This is a genomic window from Microbacterium sp. NPDC089186 (assembly GCF_040685115.1).
Taxonomy (GTDB): Bacteria; Actinomycetota; Actinomycetes; order Actinomycetales; family Microbacteriaceae; genus Microbacterium; species Microbacterium galbum.
This window is the reverse complement of the sequence record NZ_JBFBHJ010000002.1, coordinates 424,823-442,844: the sequence shown is the minus strand read 5'-3', so window position 1 is coordinate 442,844 and position 18,022 is coordinate 424,823. Positions and strand designations below refer to the sequence as shown.

The window sequence follows — 18,022 nt, the reverse complement described above, 5'->3', positions numbered from 1 at the left end:
ATCCGTCCGCTGCGCGTGATCATGAGGCATGGCACGCTGAGAGGATGAACCGCCTGCAGCGCCTGCTCGGCATCGACGTGCCGATCGTCCTCGGTCCCTTCGGAGGACTCTCGTCGGTCGAACTGACGGCGGCGGTGAGCGACGGGGGAGGCCTCGGTTCGTTCGGGCTCTACGGCTACCCGCCCGCCCGCATCCGGGAGACGGTCTCGGCACTGCGCGCAGCGACCGCGCGACCCGTCGCGGTGAACCTGTGGATGCCACGGGGCGACGAGGTGACTCCGCTCGACGTGGACGTGCAGCCCTTCCTGGATGCCGCCCGGCCCCTGTTCGACGCGGCGGGAGTAGCCGTGCCCACCCCGCCCGACTCCTTCCTCCCGCCGATCGACGCGCAGATCGACGCGGTCCTCGACGCGCGGCCGGATGTCGTGAGCGTCGTCTTCGGGGTGCCGGATGCGAACACCCTCGACCGTGCCCGCGAGCGGGGCATCGTCGTGATCGGCACGGCCACCTCCGTCGCCGAGGCCCGCGCGCTCGAGGAGGCGGGGGTCGCGGCGATCGTGGCGACGGGCGCCGAGGCGGGAGGGCACCGGGTCTCGTTCCTCGCCGACCCGTCGGAGTCCCTCGTGGGGACCTTCGCCCTCGTGCCCCAGGTCGTCGATGCCGTGTCGGTCCCGGTCGTCGCGGCCGGCGGGATCGCCGATCGCCGCGGCGTCGCGGCCGCGTTCGCGCTCGGCGCCGAGGGCGTGCAGGTCGGGACGAGCTTCCTGCGCACGCGGCAATCCGCCGCGACCGCCGGTCACCGCGCCGCGATCTCCACGGCGGCCGACACCGACACGCGACTGACCCGGGCGATGAGCGGACGCCTGGCGCGTGGGATCCCGAACCGTGCGATGCGCGAGATCGAGACGGCGGGGATGATCGCCCCCTTCCCGGCGCAGAACTGGCTCACGGGGGTCTTCCGGGCGGCGGCGACCGCGTCCGGTGATGCGGAACTGGTGTCGTTGTGGGCCGGTCAGGCCGCGGCCCTCAGCCGCTTCGACGACGCCCGTGACGTGCTCGCTGAGCTGCGGGCAGGGCTCCCCGACTGAGCGGCGGGGACGCCCGTGACGTGCTCGCCGAGCTGCGGGCAGGGCTCCCCGCCTAGACGGTGTCGCGGATCTCGAACGCGGCGGGGATCTCATCCGCGCCGCCGGTCTCGAGCACGTCGACATCGGCGACCCGGGCGGAGGGCGGGCCGTCGTGCGCCCACGCGATGACACCCTCGACCGCGTCGGGGTCGCCCGCGACGAGCGCCTCGACCGCGCCGTCACGGCGATTGCGCACCCATCCGCGCGTCCCGAGCCGCTCCGCCTCGGCGCGCAGGGCGTAGCGGAAGCCGACACCCTGGACGAGGCCGGTCACGGTGATGGTCACTGTTCGCATCCACCCATTGTCCTCGCGTCGGAGGTGGGGATGCGGGAGGTCCGAGGCGCCGCTCCGGCTTCAGGGCGCGTACCCGCCCCGAACGCGCGTACGCGCTCCGAGACCGAGGATCGCCCGGTCGTGAAGCCCGGGATGCCGCGCATCGACCCCGCGGCGGCGCCGCCACCGGTCAGTGCGTCAGCACGAGCGAGATCGCGATGGCGATCATGACCACCGCGATCAGCGCGTCGAGGATGCGCCAGGCCCGCGGTGTGTCGAGCCAGCGGCCGAGGTAGCGCGCACCGAATCCCAGCGCGGTGAACCACGCGAGGCTCGCCAGGCACGCGCCGGCGGCGAACGCCCAGCGGCCGTCCCCGTGCGTGGACGCGACCGAGCCGAGCAGGAACACGGTGTCCAGGTAGACGTGGGGGTTGAGCCATGTGAGCGCGAGGCACGTCAGCAGCGTCGCTGTGAGGGTCGTCCGCGTCCGCAGCGCTGTGCCGCCGGCATCCGGGATCGCCGGGGATGCCGCGGTGTCGACGCGCAGCGTCTCGCCGCTCGGGCTCAGCGCTCGGCGCGCGGCGAGCGCGGCGTATCCGAGTAGGAAGGCCGCGCCCGCCCATCGCACGACGGCGAGCAGCCAGGGCGCCGCCTGCAGCACGAGGCCGATGCCCGACACGCCCAGCAGGATCAGCACGGCGTCGGAAGCGGCGCACACGGCGACCACCGCCGGCAGGTGCTCCCGCCGCACGCCCTGGCGCAGCACGAAGAGGTTCTGCGCTCCAATGGCGACGATGAGCGAGAAGCCGAGACCGAGGCCGGCGAGGAGGGAGGTGAGCACGTTCCGACGCTAGGCCCGGTGAACTGACAAGACCAGCTCAGGATTCTGGAGGAGCATTAGCATCTCTTCATGTCGATTCCGCTCGATCTCGCCCGGACGCTGGCCGTCGTCGTCGAGGAGGGCACCTTGGATGCCGCCGCCCGTCGTCTGCACATCACCCCGTCCGCCGTGAGTCAGCGCGTGCGGGCGCTCGAAGACCGCGTGGGACGGGTCGTGCTCGTGCGCTCCAAGCCCGTCCGCACGACGGAAGCGGGCGACGCGATCGTGCGGCTGGCGCGCCAGCTGGCCCTGCTCGAACACGACGCCCTCGCCGCGATCGGGGCCGACGACGGAGCCACCGCCTCCCTGCCGCTCGCGGTCAACGCGGACTCGCTCGCGACGTGGTTCCTCCCGCCCCTGGCCCGCGTCGCGGCGCAGCACGCGGTCGTGTTCGACCTGCATCGCGACGATCAGGACTTCACCGCGGGGCTGCTCGAATCGGGCACGGTCATGGCGGCCGTGACGTCGCGCGAGGCGCCGGTGGCGGGCTGCCGCGTGCGCCCCCTCGGCATCCTGCGCTACGAACCCGTGGCGACGACCGCGTTCGCCGCGCGCTGGTTCCCGCGAGGTGCGGACGCCGACGCCCTGGCGCAGGCACCGCTGGTCGACTTCGACCGCCGCGACGATCTGCAGACGCAGTGGCTCGCGCGGCGGGGCGTGGCCGCCGCAGACCCGCCGCGGCACCGCGTTCCGGCGTCGCAGGACTTCGCGACCGCCATCGAGCTCGGGCTGGGGTGGGGACTGCTGCCGGGGTTCCAGTCCGCCGCAGGGCTGGAGGACGGCTCCCTCGTGCGCCTCGCCGCCGACGCGATCGACGTGCCGCTGTTCTGGCAGCAGTGGAACCTGACCTCGTCGCTGCTCGACCTCGTCGCCGACGAGATCGTGGCGGAGGGCCGCCGCCGTCTCGCGAGCCCCTGACTCAGTCGTCGCTGACGCGCAGCACGACCTTGCCCCGCGTGTGGCCGCGCTCGACCGTCTCGTGCGCTTCGCCCGCCTCGGCGAGGTCGAACACGCGCTCGATGTAGACGCGGACGGCTCCGGAATCGAGCAGTCGGCCGATCGTGGCGAGAGCACCCCCGTCGGGGATGGTCTTGAAGTCGGTGGAACGGATGCCGCGCGCCGCCGCCGCTTCACGGAACTCGGGCCACGCGCCGGTCGGCACCTCGATCAGCAGCCCGCCGGGACGCAGCACCTCGAGCGATCGGGTTCCGGTGTCGTCCGACACGTTCCCGATCAGGTCGATGACCACGTCGACGGTGTCGACGACGTCTTCGAAACGGGTCGAGGTGTAGTCGACCACCTCCGCCGCCCCCAGCTCCCGCAGCCAGGGGAGGTTGCGCGGCGACCCGGTGGCGATGACATGGGCGCCGAAGTAGGCGGCGAACTGCACGGCGAAGTGCCCCACGCCCCCGCTGCCGGCATGGATGAGGATGCGCTGGCCCTGATGCGCGAGCGCGGTCTCGACGACCAGCCCCCAGGCGGTGAGGGCGGCGAGCGGCACGCCCGCGGCCTCGACGTGGGAGAGGGACACGGGCTTGCGGGCGAGCGAGAGCGTGGGGACGACGACGTACTCCGCATAGGTGCCCGGGGTGCGCGGCACCGCCGCCATCCCGTAGACCTCGGTCCCGACGGGGAACGGGTGGGCATCGAAGGGCGTGCGCACGACGACCCCGCTCACGTCGAAACCGAGCACGGCCGGCCACGACGAGATCGCCGACGACATCCCTCGCCCGGCTCGGGTCTTCGCATCGATCGGGTTCACCCCGGCCGCGACCACACGGATCAGCACCTCGCTCAACACGGGCGTGGGTACGGCGACCTGATCGACGCGCAGGGTCTGCGCCGATCCCGGTTCGTCGAGGACGACGGCATCCATCGTCTCGGGCACCGCGGGAACGGGCTGGAGGGCGGCCTCGGGACGCGTCGATCTGAATCTCATCGGGCGCTCTCTCTCGCGTGCGGCGGTGTCCGCAGCGGCTCCGCCGCGGTCACCACAGTCAAGCGCGCCATTGTCTCGACGGTGTTACACCTCGGTCACCGTGTCGCGAAGCCGCGGGTCTCCCGCGGTCGCGCACCTGGCCGGTCGCGGGGCGATCAGTCCCGCGCGGGGACCTCGCCGACGGCGAGGGCGTGCAGCAGCGTCGAGAGGTGGCGGATGTCGCCGATCGACCAGTCCGCGATGGCCTCGAACAGACGGCTCTCATGGGGAGCCCGCGCGTCGGCGAGACGGCTGTGCCCGAGCTCGGTCACCGCGATGAGGCGCGAGCGACGGTCGTTCGGGTCGGGCGTGCGGGTGACGAGCCCGAGCTCCTCGAGCTCGGTGATCGAGCGGCTGAGGAAGCCCTTGTCGGCCGCGAGGCGCTCCGCCAGGGCAGACAGCGTCAGTGGGCCGAAGCGGCTCACCACCGACAGCGCCTTGAACGTGGCCGGCAGCATCCCGGGGCTGACCCGTTCCGCCGCCTCGGAGACGAAGCGGCGGAACACGGTCATGAGCTCCGAGAACGACGATTCCAGGGCCTGCACGGCCTCTCGGCGGTCATCGTCCACGTCGCTCATCACGTCAGACATCCTCTCCCATCCCGGCGTCTCGCCGCGCGCGGCGCGAGGACGCGGCATCCTGGGTCGGCACGGTTCCGGTCGCGGCGAGGGTCGCCATGCCCTCGGGGACCGACACGGTGGCGAAGTCGGCTTCGCTTGCGGCGACCCGCTCCGTGGTCGTCATGCGGGTGAGCGGACGGTTCGGCAGGAACAGGATGGCGATGAGGCTGACCACGGCGACGGGCACCGCGATGAGGAACGAGTGGGCGATCGACTGGGCGTAGATGTCCTCGACGATCACGCGCACGCTCTCGGGCAGGGTGGACACCTGGGGGATCGTCCCCGACTGCAGCGACTGGGCGACCGACGCGCCGTTCGCGCCCAGTCCCATGATCGCGGCCTTCAGGTCGTCGGCGCGGTCGGTGAACAGGCTCGTGGCCATGCTCGCCAGCGCCGCACCCATCACCGAGACGCCGATCGTGCCGCCGAGGCTGCGGAAGAACGTCACGCCCGAACTCGCAGCGCCCATCTGGGTGGGGTTGGCGGTGTTCTGTACGACCAGCACGAGGTTCTGCATCGTCATGCCGACGCCGGCCCCGAGCAGCGCCATGTACAGCGAGACGAGGGCGAAGTTGGTGTCGTAGTGGATGGTCGACAGCAGGAACGAACCCGCGATGAGCAGCACGCCACCGGCGATGAGGAACGGCTTCCAGTGCCCGAAGCGGGAGATGAGGGCACCGACCACGATGGAGGACACCAGCAACCCGCCGATCATGGGGATCGTCATGACGCCGGCCTCGGTCGGGGTGGCGCCGCGGGCCATCTGCATGTACTGGCTGAGGAAGACCGAGGTGCCGAACATCGCCAGGCCCGTCGCGATGGAGGCGATGGTGGCCAGGGTGAAGGTGGCGTCACGGAAGAGGGTGAGCGGCACGAGGGGCTCGGAGGAGCGCAGCTCGACGACCACGAAGAGGATCGCGGCGACGACGGCGCCGCCGACCATGAGCATCGTCTCGGTGCTGGCCCACTCGAAGGAGTTCCCCGCATTGGTGACCCAGATCAGCAGCAGGGAGACGGCGGTCGACAGCAGCACGATGCCGACGTAGTCGATCTTCACCTTCCGCTTGGCGCGCGCCGGGAGGTGCAGCGTGCGCTGCTGGATGAGCAGAGCGGCGACGGCGAAGGGGAGGGCGACGAAGAAGTTCCAGCGCCATCCGAAGGCGTCGGTGATGACGCCGCCGAGAAGCGGACCGCCGACGGTGGCGACGGCCATCACGGCGCCGAAGAGGCCCATGTACCGGCCGCGTTCGCGCGGGCTGATGATGTCGGCCATGATCACCTGGCTGAGGGCGGCGAGACCGCCGGCGCCGAGGCCCTGGACCGCGCGGAAGGCGATGAGCATCTCGGTGTTCTGCGAGAAGCCGGCGGCCGCGGTGGCGAGCACGAAGATCGCGATGGCGACCTGGATCAGCACCTTGCGGTTGAACAGGTCGGCGAGCTTGCCCCAGACGGGGGTCGAGATCGCGGTGGTGAGCAGGGTTGCGGTGATGACCCAGGTGTAGGCGTTCTGGTCGCCCGACAGGTCGTGCACGATGACGGGCAGCGACGTCGAGACGACGGTCGAGGCGAGCATCGACACGAAGGTGCCGAGCAGCAGGCCGATCAGGGCCGGCAGGACGCGCCGCTGTGCGGGCGCGTCCGAGGAAGTGGCTGTCATGCGGAGCTCCACGGAAAGGGGACGGATGCCGCGACGACGATGGCGCGATTAGTTGACTGATGTCAACGATACGCCTATTGCTTGACTTGCGTCAACTATTAATCGAGGAGCGCGAGGGCGCGGTACCTGTCCGTGGGTTCCGGTCGCACGGGCTCGGGGCGCGGTTGGCGCGCCTGCATGGTGCGGCGGTACAGCTCGTCGATGAGCGAGGTGGCCAGCCCCACGAGCTTGGCGATCTCGCGCTCATCGCGCTCGATCCACTGGCAGCGCGGCTCATCGTGCAGGGGTACGAAGCCGTCGTGCTGCTCCCAAGCCACGAGCGTGCGCTCGGCGCCGAGTACGTGCTGCTGCCACCAGATCTGGCGCATGTAGGTCTTGGGGATCGAGCGCCACGCCTTGTTCGTGGTCTTGATCTCGGCGAGGATCACGCGTCCTTCACCGTCGACGACCACGCCGTCGGGGGTCGCGAGATGCCGCTTCTCGACGACCGCGTGATAGAGCGCCGAGGAGGGGCGGATGCCGTGCGTCGCGGCCACCCAGGCGGCGATCTCGGGTTCGCGGCGGCGGCCGTGCGCCGTGAAGGCGTTGCCCGAGAAGCTCGAGCCCATGAGCTTGGCATCCGCCGCTCGCGAGATCGCGTTGGCGCTCGTGAGGGCCGCGACGTCGGTGGCGGTGATGCCGCGGGAGCGGGCTCGGATCCACGAGACCCGATCGCGCGAGTCGGCGACGATCCGGGCGTCGAGGTCGGCGCTCCGGGAGGCGACGAGCTCGGGGGACATGCGTTCGACCCTAACCCCGCGCGGCCGTGGAGTGCATGCGAGCCCCGGCGCGTCGGCATCCGGGTCTTGCCTGCAAGGTAAGGGTGACCTAAGTTGATCGCATGAACGCGAAGCCCGAGACGCTGCGACGTCCCGACGGCGGCCTCTGGAGCGACCTCGGGGGTGCGGTGCTGCTCGGCGGAGACGCGCAGAACATCCCCGAGATGCGCCGGATCGCCGCCGCCCTCTCGCCCGCCGCTCACGTCACCGTGGTGGTCGAGGTGTGCGGCTCGGAGCAGGTCGGCGTCATCGACGCGGGGGAGGGGCGCGTGAGCTGGCTCGACCGCTCGCTCGAGGGGGAGCTGCGCCCGCGCGGCGAGCGTCTGGCGCAGGCCATCCACGCCTGGTGCGCCGAGTGGGCGTGCGGCGACGATGCGGTGTGCACGGTCTGGCTCGGCGCGCGCACCCCGTCGCGCATCGTGCGGATGACGCAGGCACTGCTGCCCGAGCCGCGGGTGTCGTAGGGCGGGCGGTCGCGGTGGCCGGGCGGCCGGGCGGCGACGCGGCGCAGCGGGCGGCGAGACGACCGGCATCGCGCGAGATGACGCGGATTTTGCCGCAATCCAGGGTCATCTCGGCGGACGGGGGTCATGTCGATCGGTGAGAAGCGGGGGAGGTGACGCGTCCTCCACAGGCGGCATGCGAGGGGAGCTGTCCACGGACGGGAGCGGCGGGGGAGCGGGGCCGCAAACGAGTGGCCGAGGATCGCTGCGTGCGGTCGGGGCAACTGAGGTGGAGCAACGGAGTCGCGATGTACACCCGCGAGCATCTTCTCTTACGCGGGGTCACCGCCCGCGAGCTTGCGTCGGCATCACGAGAAGGTCGCTGGCTGCGTCTTCAGTCGGGTGTCTACGTCGATCGCGTGGCGTATCTCGGGCGGCGTCCCGCTGAGCGGCATCGGGTCGCCGTCGATGCGGCCATGTGGTCCGCACGCGGAGGGTCTGCGGTCGTCTCGCACCTGTCGGCGGCGGTGGTCCACGGACTCCCGCAGTACCGCTTCCGCGACCGCGAGGTCGAGGTGACGCTGGCAGGCGAGAGTGGAGGATCCAGCCGCCCCGGCCTTCGCCGTCACCTCGACGCGCTGCCGGCGACGGACGTCGTGGTGGTCGACGGCATCTCGTGCACGAGTCTCGATCGCACCGTCTTCGACGTCGCGCGAACCGCGCCCCTGGAGATGGCTGTTGCGTGCGCCGATGCGGCTTTGCGACGGGAGGTGATGTCTTCTCGACGCTTCGACGCCGGAGCGCAGGAGCGGTGGCGTCAGCGCCTGCGAGAGCGCATCGATCGCGCTGCCGGTCGGCGCGGCATCCGTCAGGCGCGGTGGGTCGTCGAATTCGCCGACGGTCGCGCGGAACTCCCCGGCGAGAGCGTGAGTCGGCTGCAGTTGCACCGCATCGGGTTCCGCGACATCAGTCTTCAGGTCCCCGTCGCCGGACCGCGCGGTACGGACTTCTTCGTCGACATCGCGCTGGCCGAGGTGAAGACCTTCTTCGAGTTCGATGGCGAGGTGAAGTACCGAGATGCCGCTCTGCGCGGCGGTCGCTCCGCCGAGTCGGTGGTGCTCGACGAGAAGCGCCGCGAGGACTGGATCCGCGGGACGACGCAGTGGCGACTGTGCCGGAGCGGATTCGGCGACATCCGCACCCCCGAGGTGCTCGCCGCGCGCCTCGCCGCGTTCGGTGTGCACCCTCCCCGCTGAGTTCCACCCCGGCTCGCTGGGCGGGCGTGAGCGAAGCCGCGAAATGACGCGACAACGCGAGATGACGCGACTTTCGCGCGAATCGCGGGTCATCTCGGGGAAAGCGGAGTGTTTCGGTGGGTCGGCAGGCGGCCGGGCAGAGGGGCGCGGGGGCGAAGCGCGGGGCGTGGGGGTGAGGCGCGGGGCGCGTGGGGGGCGGGGCGGGCGGATTCGCGGGGCGGGGAGGGATCGGGTACAGTAGGGGTCAAGCCAAAGACCGTCGGTCATCGGAGTGCTCGCATTCCGATCGAAGCGTCTGCTGAGAAGCAGAGGACCTACGCAGGTAAACGAAACTCTCCTCGAGCTCCGTGCGCCTGCGCCGGAGCTCTTCTTTTTTGTCTGGACCCCGGTGTCTTCGGCCGGCGCCCCGCCTCCGCGGAGCGCCTCGTACACACAAGGAGTGGCCATGGCGCAGAAGGATGCATCGGTCGCCGAGCTCACGAAGAACTTCGAGAACTCGACCGCCGTTCTGCTGACCGAGTACCGCGGTCTGACGGTTGCCCAGCTCAAGCAGCTGCGCAACGACATCCGTCAGGACGCGGATTACGCCGTGGTGAAGAACACGCTGACCAAGATCGCCGCGTCCAACGCGGGGGTCACGGGACTGGACGACGAGCTCAAGGGCCCGTCTGCCATCGCGTTCGTGCACGGCGACCCCGTCGCCGTCGCGAAGAGCCTGCGTGCCTTCGCCAAGGCTAACCCTCAGCTCGTGGTGAAGGGCGGCTACTTCGATGGCGCCCCCCTGACCGCTGCTGAGGTCAACAAGCTCGCCGATCTCGAAAGCCGTGAAGTCCTGCTGGCGAAGCTCGCCGGCGCGATGAAGGCGACGATGACCAAGGCGGCATACGTCTTCCAGGCGCTTCCGTCGAAGGCCGTTCGCACGGTCGACGCGCTGCGCGAGAAGCAGGACACCGCGGCCTGACCCGGCCCGGCTGATTAACCCGATCAAGGAGATACAACATGGCTAAGCTCAGCACCGAAGAGCTGCTCGACGCGTTCAAGGAGCTCACGCTCATCGAGCTGTCCGAGTTCGTCAAGGCGTTCGAGGAGACCTTCGACGTCACCGCCGCCGCCCCCGTGGCCGTGGCCGGCCCCGCCGCCGGTGGCGCCGCCCCCGCCGAAGAGGTCGAGGAGAAGGACTCGTTCGACGTCGTCCTCGAGGCCGCCGGCGACAAGAAGATCCAGGTCATCAAGGTCGTCCGCGAGCTCACCTCGCTCGGCCTCGGCGAGGCCAAGGCCGTCGTCGACGGTGCTCCCAAGGCCGTGCTCGAGGGCGCGAACAAGGAGACCGCCGAGAAGGCCAAGGAGGCCCTCGAGGGCGCCGGCGCCACGGTGACCCTGAAGTAATTTCAGACACACCGTCGCTTTCGCGACAGACAGGACCCCGGATGCCGATCGGCATCCGGGGTCCTGTCGTTTCCGCGTCCTGATCGGGTGCGCACCTTCCGTGCACGAGCGGCGTGACAGGCTCCACCGTGCACGGGATGAGACGGGGTTCCGGTGGTCGGGGAACCGGAGTTCACCGGATCGAAACGAAAGGAGTCTGGGAAAACCGTATGGGCATCGTTTACGGTCGTTGAGAACACCCCCCGTCGATCCCCCCATCCGACGTCGTTCTCGTTCACACGTTCGTTCGTGCGTCGGTACCTGGAGACCCATGCCCATCGCTGCATCCGGCGTGCCCGCACGCCGCTTCACGACCGCTCTCAGCGCCGCCCTCGGTGCCGCTCTGCTCGGTTCCGCCCTCGTCCCCCTGCCCGCCTTCGCGGCCGACGGTGCGAGGGTGGTGATCAACGAGGCCTATCTCAAGGGCGGGAGCGCCGGCGCCCCTTATGCGCAGAAGTTCGTCGAGCTGTACAACGCCGGCGACACCGCGCAGGACCTGAGCGGCTGGTCACTGCAGTACCGTTCCGCCGCCAGCATCGACGCCCCCACCGGTGCGAACACGCAGGCCCTGAGCGGATCCATCTCCGCGGGCGGCTACTACCTCATCGCGCTCCCCGGCAACGGCAACGGCGACGTCGGAGCACCGCTGCCGGCCGCCGACGCCACCAGTACGGGGCTGAACCCGTCGGGGACGACCGGCCAGCTCTTCCTCGCGAACGTCGCGGAGCCGCTCGCCCTGCCCGCCGGGTCGGTCGACGACGACCGCGTGGTCGACTTCCTCGGGTACGGCGCCGGCGTCAGCTTCGAAACGGCCCCCGCCGTCGTCGACGGCCCGAACGGCACGCCGAATGCGCTCGTGCGCACCGACTTCGTCGACACCGACGACAACTCCGCCGACTTCGCCAACACCGCCACGGTGACGCCGCAGGGATCCGGGGGAGCAGCCCCCGAGCCGCAGCCGACCGAGGAGCCGTCGCCCGAGCCGAGCACGCCCGTCCCCGGTGAGGTCACGCCCATCCGCGACATCCAGGGGACCGGAGCGACCACGCCCCTCGCCGGCACCGTCGTTACCACCCGCGGCGTCGTGACCGCCGCCTACCCCACCGGCGGATACAACGGCTTCTTCCTGCAGACGGAGGGAACCGGGGGCGCCATCGACCAGGCCTCCCACACCGCCTCGGACGCGATCTTCGTCTACGGCACCGCCGCCGCGGCATCCGTCTCCCTCGGCGACCACGTCGAGGTGACCGGGACCGCGGACGAGTACTACGGACAGACGCAGCTCACCACGGACGCGGCGAGCGTGCGCATCCTCACCGAGCCCGCCGACGACGTCGCGCCCGCGGAGATCGCGTGGCCCAAGACCGACGAGGAGCGCGAGCGTTTCGAGGGCATGCTCCTCGCACCGCAGGGCGACTTCACCGTCACGAACACCTACTCCACCAACCAGTACGCCGAGGTCGGGCTCGCCGCCGGTACGACGCCGCTGCGCACGCCCACCGACGTCGCGCGTCCCGACACCCCGGAGTACGTCGCGGCCGTCGCCGACAACAAGGCCCGGGCGGTCGTGCTCGACGACGGGGCATCGCTGGACTTCCTCCGGACGGCGCAGGACGTGCCGCTTCCGTACGTCTCGCTCACCGACCCGGTCCGCGTCGGCGCCCCCGTCACCTTCACGCGACCGGTGATCCTGGACTACCGCAACAACGCCTGGAAATTCCAGCCGACGCAGCAGCTGACCGTCGACAACGCCGACACCGTGCAGCCCGCGACCTTCGCGAACACCCGCACGACCGCCCCGGAGGCGGTCGGCGGCTCGGTGAAAATCTCGAGCTTCAACGTGCTCAACTACTTCACCACCACGGCGGAGAGCGTCGGGTGCACCTCGACCTACGACGACCGCGACGGCAACCCGATCACGGCGGACACCTGCCCCGCCCCCGGCCCCCGCGGCGCGGCCGACGCGGCGAACCTCGAACGTCAGCAGGCCAAGATCGTCGCCGCCGTGAACGGCCTCGGCGCCGACGTCGTCTCGCTCGAGGAGATCGAGAACTCGGCCGTCTTCGGCAAGGACCGCGACGACGCCCTCTCGACCCTCGTCGACGCCCTGAACGACGCGCTCGGGTCGGACGCCTGGACCTTCGTGCCCTCGCCGGCGGACCTTCCGGCGTCGGAAGACGTCATCCGCACCGCGTTCATCTACAAGAAGGCCGTCGTGGCCCCGGTCGGCGACAGCGTCATCCTGGACGACCCGGCGTTCGCGAACGCCCGGCAGCCTCTCGCTCAGGCGTTCGCCCCCGTCGACGACGCGGATGCCAAGATCCTCGCGATCGTGAACCACTTCAAGTCCAAGGGCGACAGCCGCCCCGCGGCGACGGGCGACAACGCCAACGGCATCCAGGGCGCCTTCAACGGCGACCGCGTGCGTCAGGCGCAGGCCCTCGGTGCCTTCGCGGAGGAGCGGTCGGCCGCGGTGGGAACGGATGACGTCTTCCTGCTCGGCGACTTCAACGCCTACACGCAGGAGGACCCGATCCAGACGCTGCGCTCCTTCGGCTTCGAGCCGCTCGAGGGGGGCACGGGCAAATACTCGTACTCGTTCAGCGGGCAGTCGGGTTCACTCGACCACGTGCTCGCCTCCCCCTCGGCGCGAGAGCTGGTGACGGGCGTCGACATCTGGAACATCAACGCCGTCGAGGCCCTCGCCCTCGAGTACAGCCGCTACAACTACAACGCGCTGAACTTCTACGACGAGTCTCCCTACCGTTCGAGTGATCACGACCCGGTGGTCGTCGGACTCGCCCTCGGCGCGCAGACGACCGATCTCACCCTGCTCGGCATCAACGACTTCCATGGTCGTATCGACGCGAACACGGTGAAGTTCGCGGGCACCATCGAGCAGCTGCGGGCGGAAGCCGGCGAGGACGGCACGCTCTTCCTCTCCAACGGCGACAACATCGGCGCCTCGTTGTTCGCGTCGGCGTACTTCGACGACGAGCCGACCATCGAGGTCCTGAACGCGCTCGAGCTCGCGGCATCCGCCACGGGCAACCACGAGTTCGACAAGGGCGCGGACGACCTGACCGGCCGCGTGTCGGATGCGGCCGACTTCCCGTACCTGGCGGCCAACGTGTACAAGGACGGGCAGCCGCTGCTCGACGAATACGCGGTCTTCGAGGTCGACGGGCTGCGCGTGGGTGTCATCGGCGCCGTGACGCAGGAGACGGCGCAGCTCGTCTCGCCCGGCGGAATCGAGGGCATCGAGTTCCGCGAGCCCGTCGCCGAGGTGAACCGGGTCGTCGGCGAGATCGAGGACCAGGTCGACGTGATCGTCGCCCAGTACCACGAGGGCGCGGCGGAGGGGGATGCGACGGGCGAGACCCTCGAGGAGGCCGTCGCGGCGGGCGGTGCGTTCGCGAAGATCGTGAACGAGACGGATGCCGCGGTGGACGCGATCTTCACCGGTCACACCCACCAGAAGTACGCGTGGAATGCACCGATCCCCGGCGAGGAGGGTACGCGCCCGATCGTCCAGACCGGGAGCTACGGCGAGAACATCGGCGAGATCGTGCTGACGGTCGATCGTGAGAGCGGGGATGTGCTCGCCTCCTCCGCGCGCAACGTCGCCCGCCTCGCGGCGGAGACGGTTCCGGACAAGCCGGACGAGACCGCGGAGAACAGTGCCGCGTTGGATGCCGAGCTGATCGCGACCTACCCGCGCGTCGCCGAGGTCGACCGGATCGTGACGCTCGCGCGCGCCGAAGCCGATCGCGTCGGCGCCCAGCCGGTCGGATCGGTGACGGCCGACATCACCACCGCCTTCCGGGGCGGGTCGTACGTCGACGGCGTCTACACCGGGGGTCAGCGCGACGACCGGTCGAAGCAGTCCGCCCTGGGTGGCCTCGTCGCCGACGCGCTGCGCGAGACCCTCGCCGACCCCGCTCGCGGGGGAGCCGAGATCGCGGTGGTGAACGCCGGTGGTCTGCGCGCCGACCTGCTCTTCGGCGACGACGGCGTCATCACGCTGGCCGAGGCCAACGCGGTGCTGCCGTTCGTGAACAATCTCTGGACCACCACGCTGACCGGTGAGCAGCTGCGGGTCGCTCTCGAGCAGCAGTGGGGCGACACGGCCGGCCGCGACCGGGATCTGGCGCTGGGTCTCTCGGACAACGTGCGCGTCACCTATGACGCGTCTCGGGGACCGGGGCAGCGCATCACCGGCATCTGGATCGACGGTGCCGCCGTCGACCCCGCGGCGTCGTACCGTGTCGGCTCGTTCAGCTTCCTCCTCCAGGGCGGCGACGCCTTCGACGCTCTCGGCGAGGGGGCGGACACGCGCGACTCGGGCCTGATCGACCGAGACGGGTGGATCGCCTACCTGCAGGCGCACCCGGGTCTCGTGCCGGACTTCACCGCCCGTGCGGTCCAGCTCGTCGGGGCACCCGCGGACGTCGCCGCCGGAGACGACATCACCGTGATCGTCTCGGACCTCGACCTCACCTCGCTCGGCGCTCCGGCGAACACCTCGGTGTCGGCGTCGTGGAGCGCGCAGGCCGGAGCTCAGCCGACCGCGTTCCCGGTCGCGGACGGTTCAGCCGCGGTGAGCCTCGCGGTCCCGGCCGACGCGACGGGCGCGATCGCTCTGCAGCTGGTCGCGGAGCCGAGCGGGACCGACGTCACGGTTCCGTTCCAGGTCGGTGCCGCCGCGGGCGACGACGGTTCGGGTTCTGGTTCGGGCGGTGGCACCGACCAGGGCGAGGGCGACGGCCGGGGCGGGGCGCTCCCCGTCACGGGAGCCGACACGGGGTGGATGGGTGCCGGAGTGCTCGCGGCTCTCGCGCTGCTCGGACTCGGTGTCGTCGCGCGTCGACGGGCGGCCCGCCAGAGCGACTGACCCGCACCGACGACGCGGACCCCGGATGCCACCGCCTGGCATCCGGGGTCCGCGTCATTCACGCGGAGCGCGGGGGAGCGGTCGTGGAGCGCACGACCAGACGGGTGTCGGCCTCGGTGCGCCGCGGCACCTCGCCGGCGCCCTCGATCATGCGCACGAGCATGCGGGTGGCCTCGATGCCCTGGGCCTGGGGGAACTGCTCGATCGTGGTGAGCGAGAACATCTCGGCGTAATCGTGACCGTCGATGCCGACGACGCTGAGCTCGGTCGGTACCGAGATGCCCATGCGCCGCGCGGCGATGATGACGCCGATGGCGACCTCGTCGCAGGCGGCCACGACGCCGGTGGGGCGCGAGGCGGCGTCGGCGAGGAACGACGCGGCGGCAGCGTAGGCATCGGTGATGGTGAGGGTCGACGGCACGTTGCGGATGCGCACGGCGAGACCGTTGTCGTTCATCGCGTTGCGGTAGCCGATCGAGCGCTCGTCGACGTCTTTGGCCGGGGCGTCGGTGGGGGGAGTACTGCCGACGAAGGCGATGTCGGTGTGCCCGAGGGCGATCAGGTGCTGCGTGATGATGCGGGTGATGGCGATGTTGTCGAGGCCCAGGGTCGGGACGCCGGAGAGGGCGTTGCCGATGCTGACGACGGGCTTGCCGATGTTGGCGAGGCGTTCGAGATCGGCGTCGTCGGGCTCGAGCGCGACCGCGATGATGCCGTCGAAGCGCTTTCGCGCGAGGTACGTGGAGTACAGGCTCTCGCGGTCGCGCGAGCCGGGCTCGGCGACGTAGAGCGTGACGTCGTAGCCGAGCGGGATGAGCGTGCGCTCGACGCCCTCGACGATCGAGCCGAAGTACCAGCGGTTGACCTTCGGGACGATGAGCGCGATGGTCCGCGTGCGCCCGGTGGCCAGGCTCACGGCGCTCGTGGAGGGGACGTACCCCAGGGATGCCGCGGCGTCGGCGACGCGCCGCCGTGTGCCGTCGGAGACGTAGCCGCCGCCCGTGAGAGCGCGGCTCGCCGTCGACTTCGACACGCCGGCCAGGCGTGCCACATCGGCGATTCCGCTCATGCGCAGGGTCTTCCTCGTGACGTGTCGACGTCTGTGTCGACGTCGAAGAAGAGTATCCGATATTCGACGAATCTGGAACCGGTTCCGGCAGGGTGAAATGCCATCCTTCCGCGTCATTTCGCGTGTTATCGGTTCGTAACCTGACTCGTGTTGCAAGTCTTGTGGATTGCCTCTACGGTTGCCTGGAATCGGTTCCCGACAGGGTCCGATGCACCACCGAACTCAAAGAGGAGAGACCACATGGGTATGTCACAGCGGTATCGCCTGCTGGCTCCCGTCGGGCTGCTGGCGGTCGGAGCGATCGCTCTCGCGGGCTGCGCCGAGGGTGACAGCAGCGGATCGGGCGGATCGGGCAGCGGAGAGACCACCGTGCGCATCGCCGGCGGCATCACCGGTACCGAGGCCGACGCGCTGAACCAGAGCTTCGATCAGTTCACTCAGGACACCGGCATCAAGGTCGTGTACACCGGCGACAAGAGCTTCGAGGGCAACATCGTGACGAAGGTGTCCGGTGGCGACGCCCCCGACATCGCGATCGTGCCGCAGCCGGGTCTGCTCAAGACGCTCATCGGCACCGGCGAGGTGCAGAAGGCGTCCGACGCCGTCTCGTCGAACGTCGACGAGTACTGGGGCGAGGACTGGAAGTCCTACGGCACCGACGACGGCACCTTCTACGCCGCCCCGATGCTGGCCAACCTCAAGGGCTACGTCTGGTACTCGCCGGCGAAGTTCAAGGAGTGGGGCGTCGAGGTCCCCAAGACCTTCGACGAGCTGATGACGCTCACCCAGACCATCCAGCAGAAGACCGGCGCGGCCCCGTGGTGCGCCGGCTTCGCCTCCGACGCGGCATCCGGGTGGCCGGGAACGGACTGGATCGAGGACATGGTCCTCCGCCAGTCGGGCCCCGACGTGTACGACCAGTGGGTCGCCAACGAGGTCAAGTTCACCGACCCGCAGATCAAGCAGGCCTTCGACTCCGTGGGGGAGATCCTCCTCAACCCCTCGTACGTCAACGCCGGCTTCGGTGACGTCAAGAGCATCAACTCCACCGCCTTCGCCGATGTCGCGGCCAAGGTCGCCGACGGCAGCTGCCCGATGACGCACCAGGCGTCGTTCCTCTCGGCGAACTTCCTCACCGTGACGAACGCAGCGGGCCAGACGCCCACGATCGCCCCCGACGGCGACGTGTACGCGTTCCTGCTCCCGGGCGTCAAGGAAGGCGAGCTGGCGGTCGAGGGTGGCGGCGAATTCGTCGCCGCCTTCTCCGAGGACGAGAGCGTGCAGAAGGTCGTCGAGTTCATGTCGACGCCCGAGTTCGCCGACGCCCGCGTCAAGCTCGGCGGTGTGATCTCCGCCAACAAGGGCGCCGACCCCTCGCTCGCGTCCAGCGAGTTCCTCACCGAGGCGATGAAGACGCTGCAGGACCCGAACACCACCCTGCGCTTCGACGCCTCCGACCTCATGCCGGCCACCGTCGGCGCCGGGTCGTTCTGGAAGGGCATGGTCAGCTGGATCGACGGCACCCCGACCGACGAGGTGCTCAGCAACATCCAGGCCGGTTACGACAACTGATCGAACCGA

The 18,022-nt window shown here is 70.3% G+C and carries 15 protein-coding genes; 8 read left to right on the top strand and 7 right to left on the bottom strand.

What is annotated here, in order from left to right:
• Positions 1-44: 44 nt before the first annotated feature.
• Positions 45-1,088 carry a nitronate monooxygenase gene (locus AB0N82_RS08355; RefSeq protein ID WP_363390297.1) on the top strand — a complete coding sequence of 348 codons (1,044 nt, stop codon included), beginning with the start codon at positions 45-47 and terminating at the stop codon, positions 1,086-1,088.
• A gap of 52 nt (positions 1,089-1,140) precedes the next feature.
• Here the strand turns inward: AB0N82_RS08355 and AB0N82_RS08350 are convergent, their stop codons facing one another.
• A complete protein-coding gene (locus AB0N82_RS08350; RefSeq protein WP_315995012.1) occupies positions 1,141-1,422 on the bottom strand; it encodes an acylphosphatase in 282 nt (93 codons plus the stop codon).
• A 169-nt stretch (positions 1,423-1,591) separates the two neighbouring features.
• On the bottom strand, positions 1,592-2,242 hold the full coding sequence (locus tag AB0N82_RS08345; RefSeq protein WP_363390293.1) for a LysE/ArgO family amino acid transporter: 651 nt from the start codon (positions 2,240-2,242) through the stop codon (positions 1,592-1,594).
• Between the two features lie 69 nt (positions 2,243-2,311).
• Between AB0N82_RS08345 and AB0N82_RS08340 the strand changes: the two genes are divergently transcribed.
• Positions 2,312-3,199 carry a LysR family transcriptional regulator ArgP gene (locus AB0N82_RS08340; protein WP_315995010.1) on the top strand — a complete coding sequence of 296 codons (888 nt, stop codon included), beginning with the start codon at positions 2,312-2,314 and terminating at the stop codon, positions 3,197-3,199.
• A gap of 1 nt (position 3,200) precedes the next feature.
• Here AB0N82_RS08340 and AB0N82_RS08335 read toward each other — a convergent pair whose 3' ends face one another.
• From AB0N82_RS08335 to AB0N82_RS08320, 4 genes are all read right to left on the bottom strand, one after another.
• Entirely contained in the window at positions 3,201-4,220 is a 1,020-nt protein-coding gene (locus AB0N82_RS08335; protein WP_363390289.1) for an NADP-dependent oxidoreductase, read from the bottom strand.
• Between the two features lie 155 nt (positions 4,221-4,375).
• Positions 4,376-4,837 carry a MarR family transcriptional regulator gene (locus AB0N82_RS08330; RefSeq protein ID WP_315995009.1) on the bottom strand — a complete coding sequence of 154 codons (462 nt, stop codon included), beginning with the start codon at positions 4,835-4,837 and terminating at the stop codon, positions 4,376-4,378.
• A 4-nt stretch (positions 4,838-4,841) separates the two neighbouring features.
• Positions 4,842-6,536 carry an MDR family MFS transporter gene (locus AB0N82_RS08325; RefSeq protein ID WP_363390284.1) on the bottom strand — a complete coding sequence of 565 codons (1,695 nt, stop codon included), beginning with the start codon at positions 6,534-6,536 and terminating at the stop codon, positions 4,842-4,844.
• A gap of 98 nt (positions 6,537-6,634) precedes the next feature.
• Positions 6,635-7,315, bottom strand: coding sequence for a YqaJ viral recombinase family protein (locus AB0N82_RS08320; protein ID WP_315995007.1), 681 nt, complete (start codon positions 7,313-7,315; stop codon positions 6,635-6,637).
• Positions 7,316-7,416: 101 nt separating this feature from the next.
• Between AB0N82_RS08320 and AB0N82_RS08315 the strand changes: the two genes are divergently transcribed.
• From AB0N82_RS08315 to AB0N82_RS08295, 5 genes are all read left to right on the top strand, one after another.
• Positions 7,417-7,818, top strand: coding sequence for a hypothetical protein (locus tag AB0N82_RS08315; protein WP_315995006.1), 402 nt, complete (start codon positions 7,417-7,419; stop codon positions 7,816-7,818).
• 455 nt (positions 7,819-8,273) lie between these two features.
• Entirely contained in the window at positions 8,274-9,053 is a 780-nt protein-coding gene (locus tag AB0N82_RS08310; protein ID WP_363390280.1) for a hypothetical protein, read from the top strand.
• A 445-nt stretch (positions 9,054-9,498) separates the two neighbouring features.
• The gene (gene rplJ / locus AB0N82_RS08305; RefSeq protein ID WP_058232707.1) at positions 9,499-10,014 is read left to right on the top strand and encodes a 50S ribosomal protein L10; all 516 of its coding nucleotides are present in this window, start codon (positions 9,499-9,501) and stop codon (positions 10,012-10,014) included.
• 38 nt (positions 10,015-10,052) lie between these two features.
• Entirely contained in the window at positions 10,053-10,439 is a 387-nt protein-coding gene (gene rplL, locus AB0N82_RS08300) for a 50S ribosomal protein L7/L12 (protein ID WP_055956082.1), read from the top strand.
• 310 nt (positions 10,440-10,749) lie between these two features.
• Positions 10,750-15,372, top strand: coding sequence for an ExeM/NucH family extracellular endonuclease (locus tag AB0N82_RS08295; RefSeq protein WP_363390275.1), 4,623 nt, complete (start codon positions 10,750-10,752; stop codon positions 15,370-15,372).
• A 58-nt stretch (positions 15,373-15,430) separates the two neighbouring features.
• Here AB0N82_RS08295 and AB0N82_RS08290 read toward each other — a convergent pair whose 3' ends face one another.
• Positions 15,431-16,441, bottom strand: coding sequence for a LacI family DNA-binding transcriptional regulator (locus AB0N82_RS08290; protein ID WP_315995003.1), 1,011 nt, complete (start codon positions 16,439-16,441; stop codon positions 15,431-15,433).
• A gap of 240 nt (positions 16,442-16,681) precedes the next feature.
• On the opposite strand from AB0N82_RS08290, the gene AB0N82_RS08285 reads away from it, so the two are divergent.
• Positions 16,682-18,013, top strand: coding sequence for a carbohydrate ABC transporter substrate-binding protein (locus tag AB0N82_RS08285; protein WP_363390271.1), 1,332 nt, complete (start codon positions 16,682-16,684; stop codon positions 18,011-18,013).
• Positions 18,014-18,022: the final 9 nt, after the last annotated feature.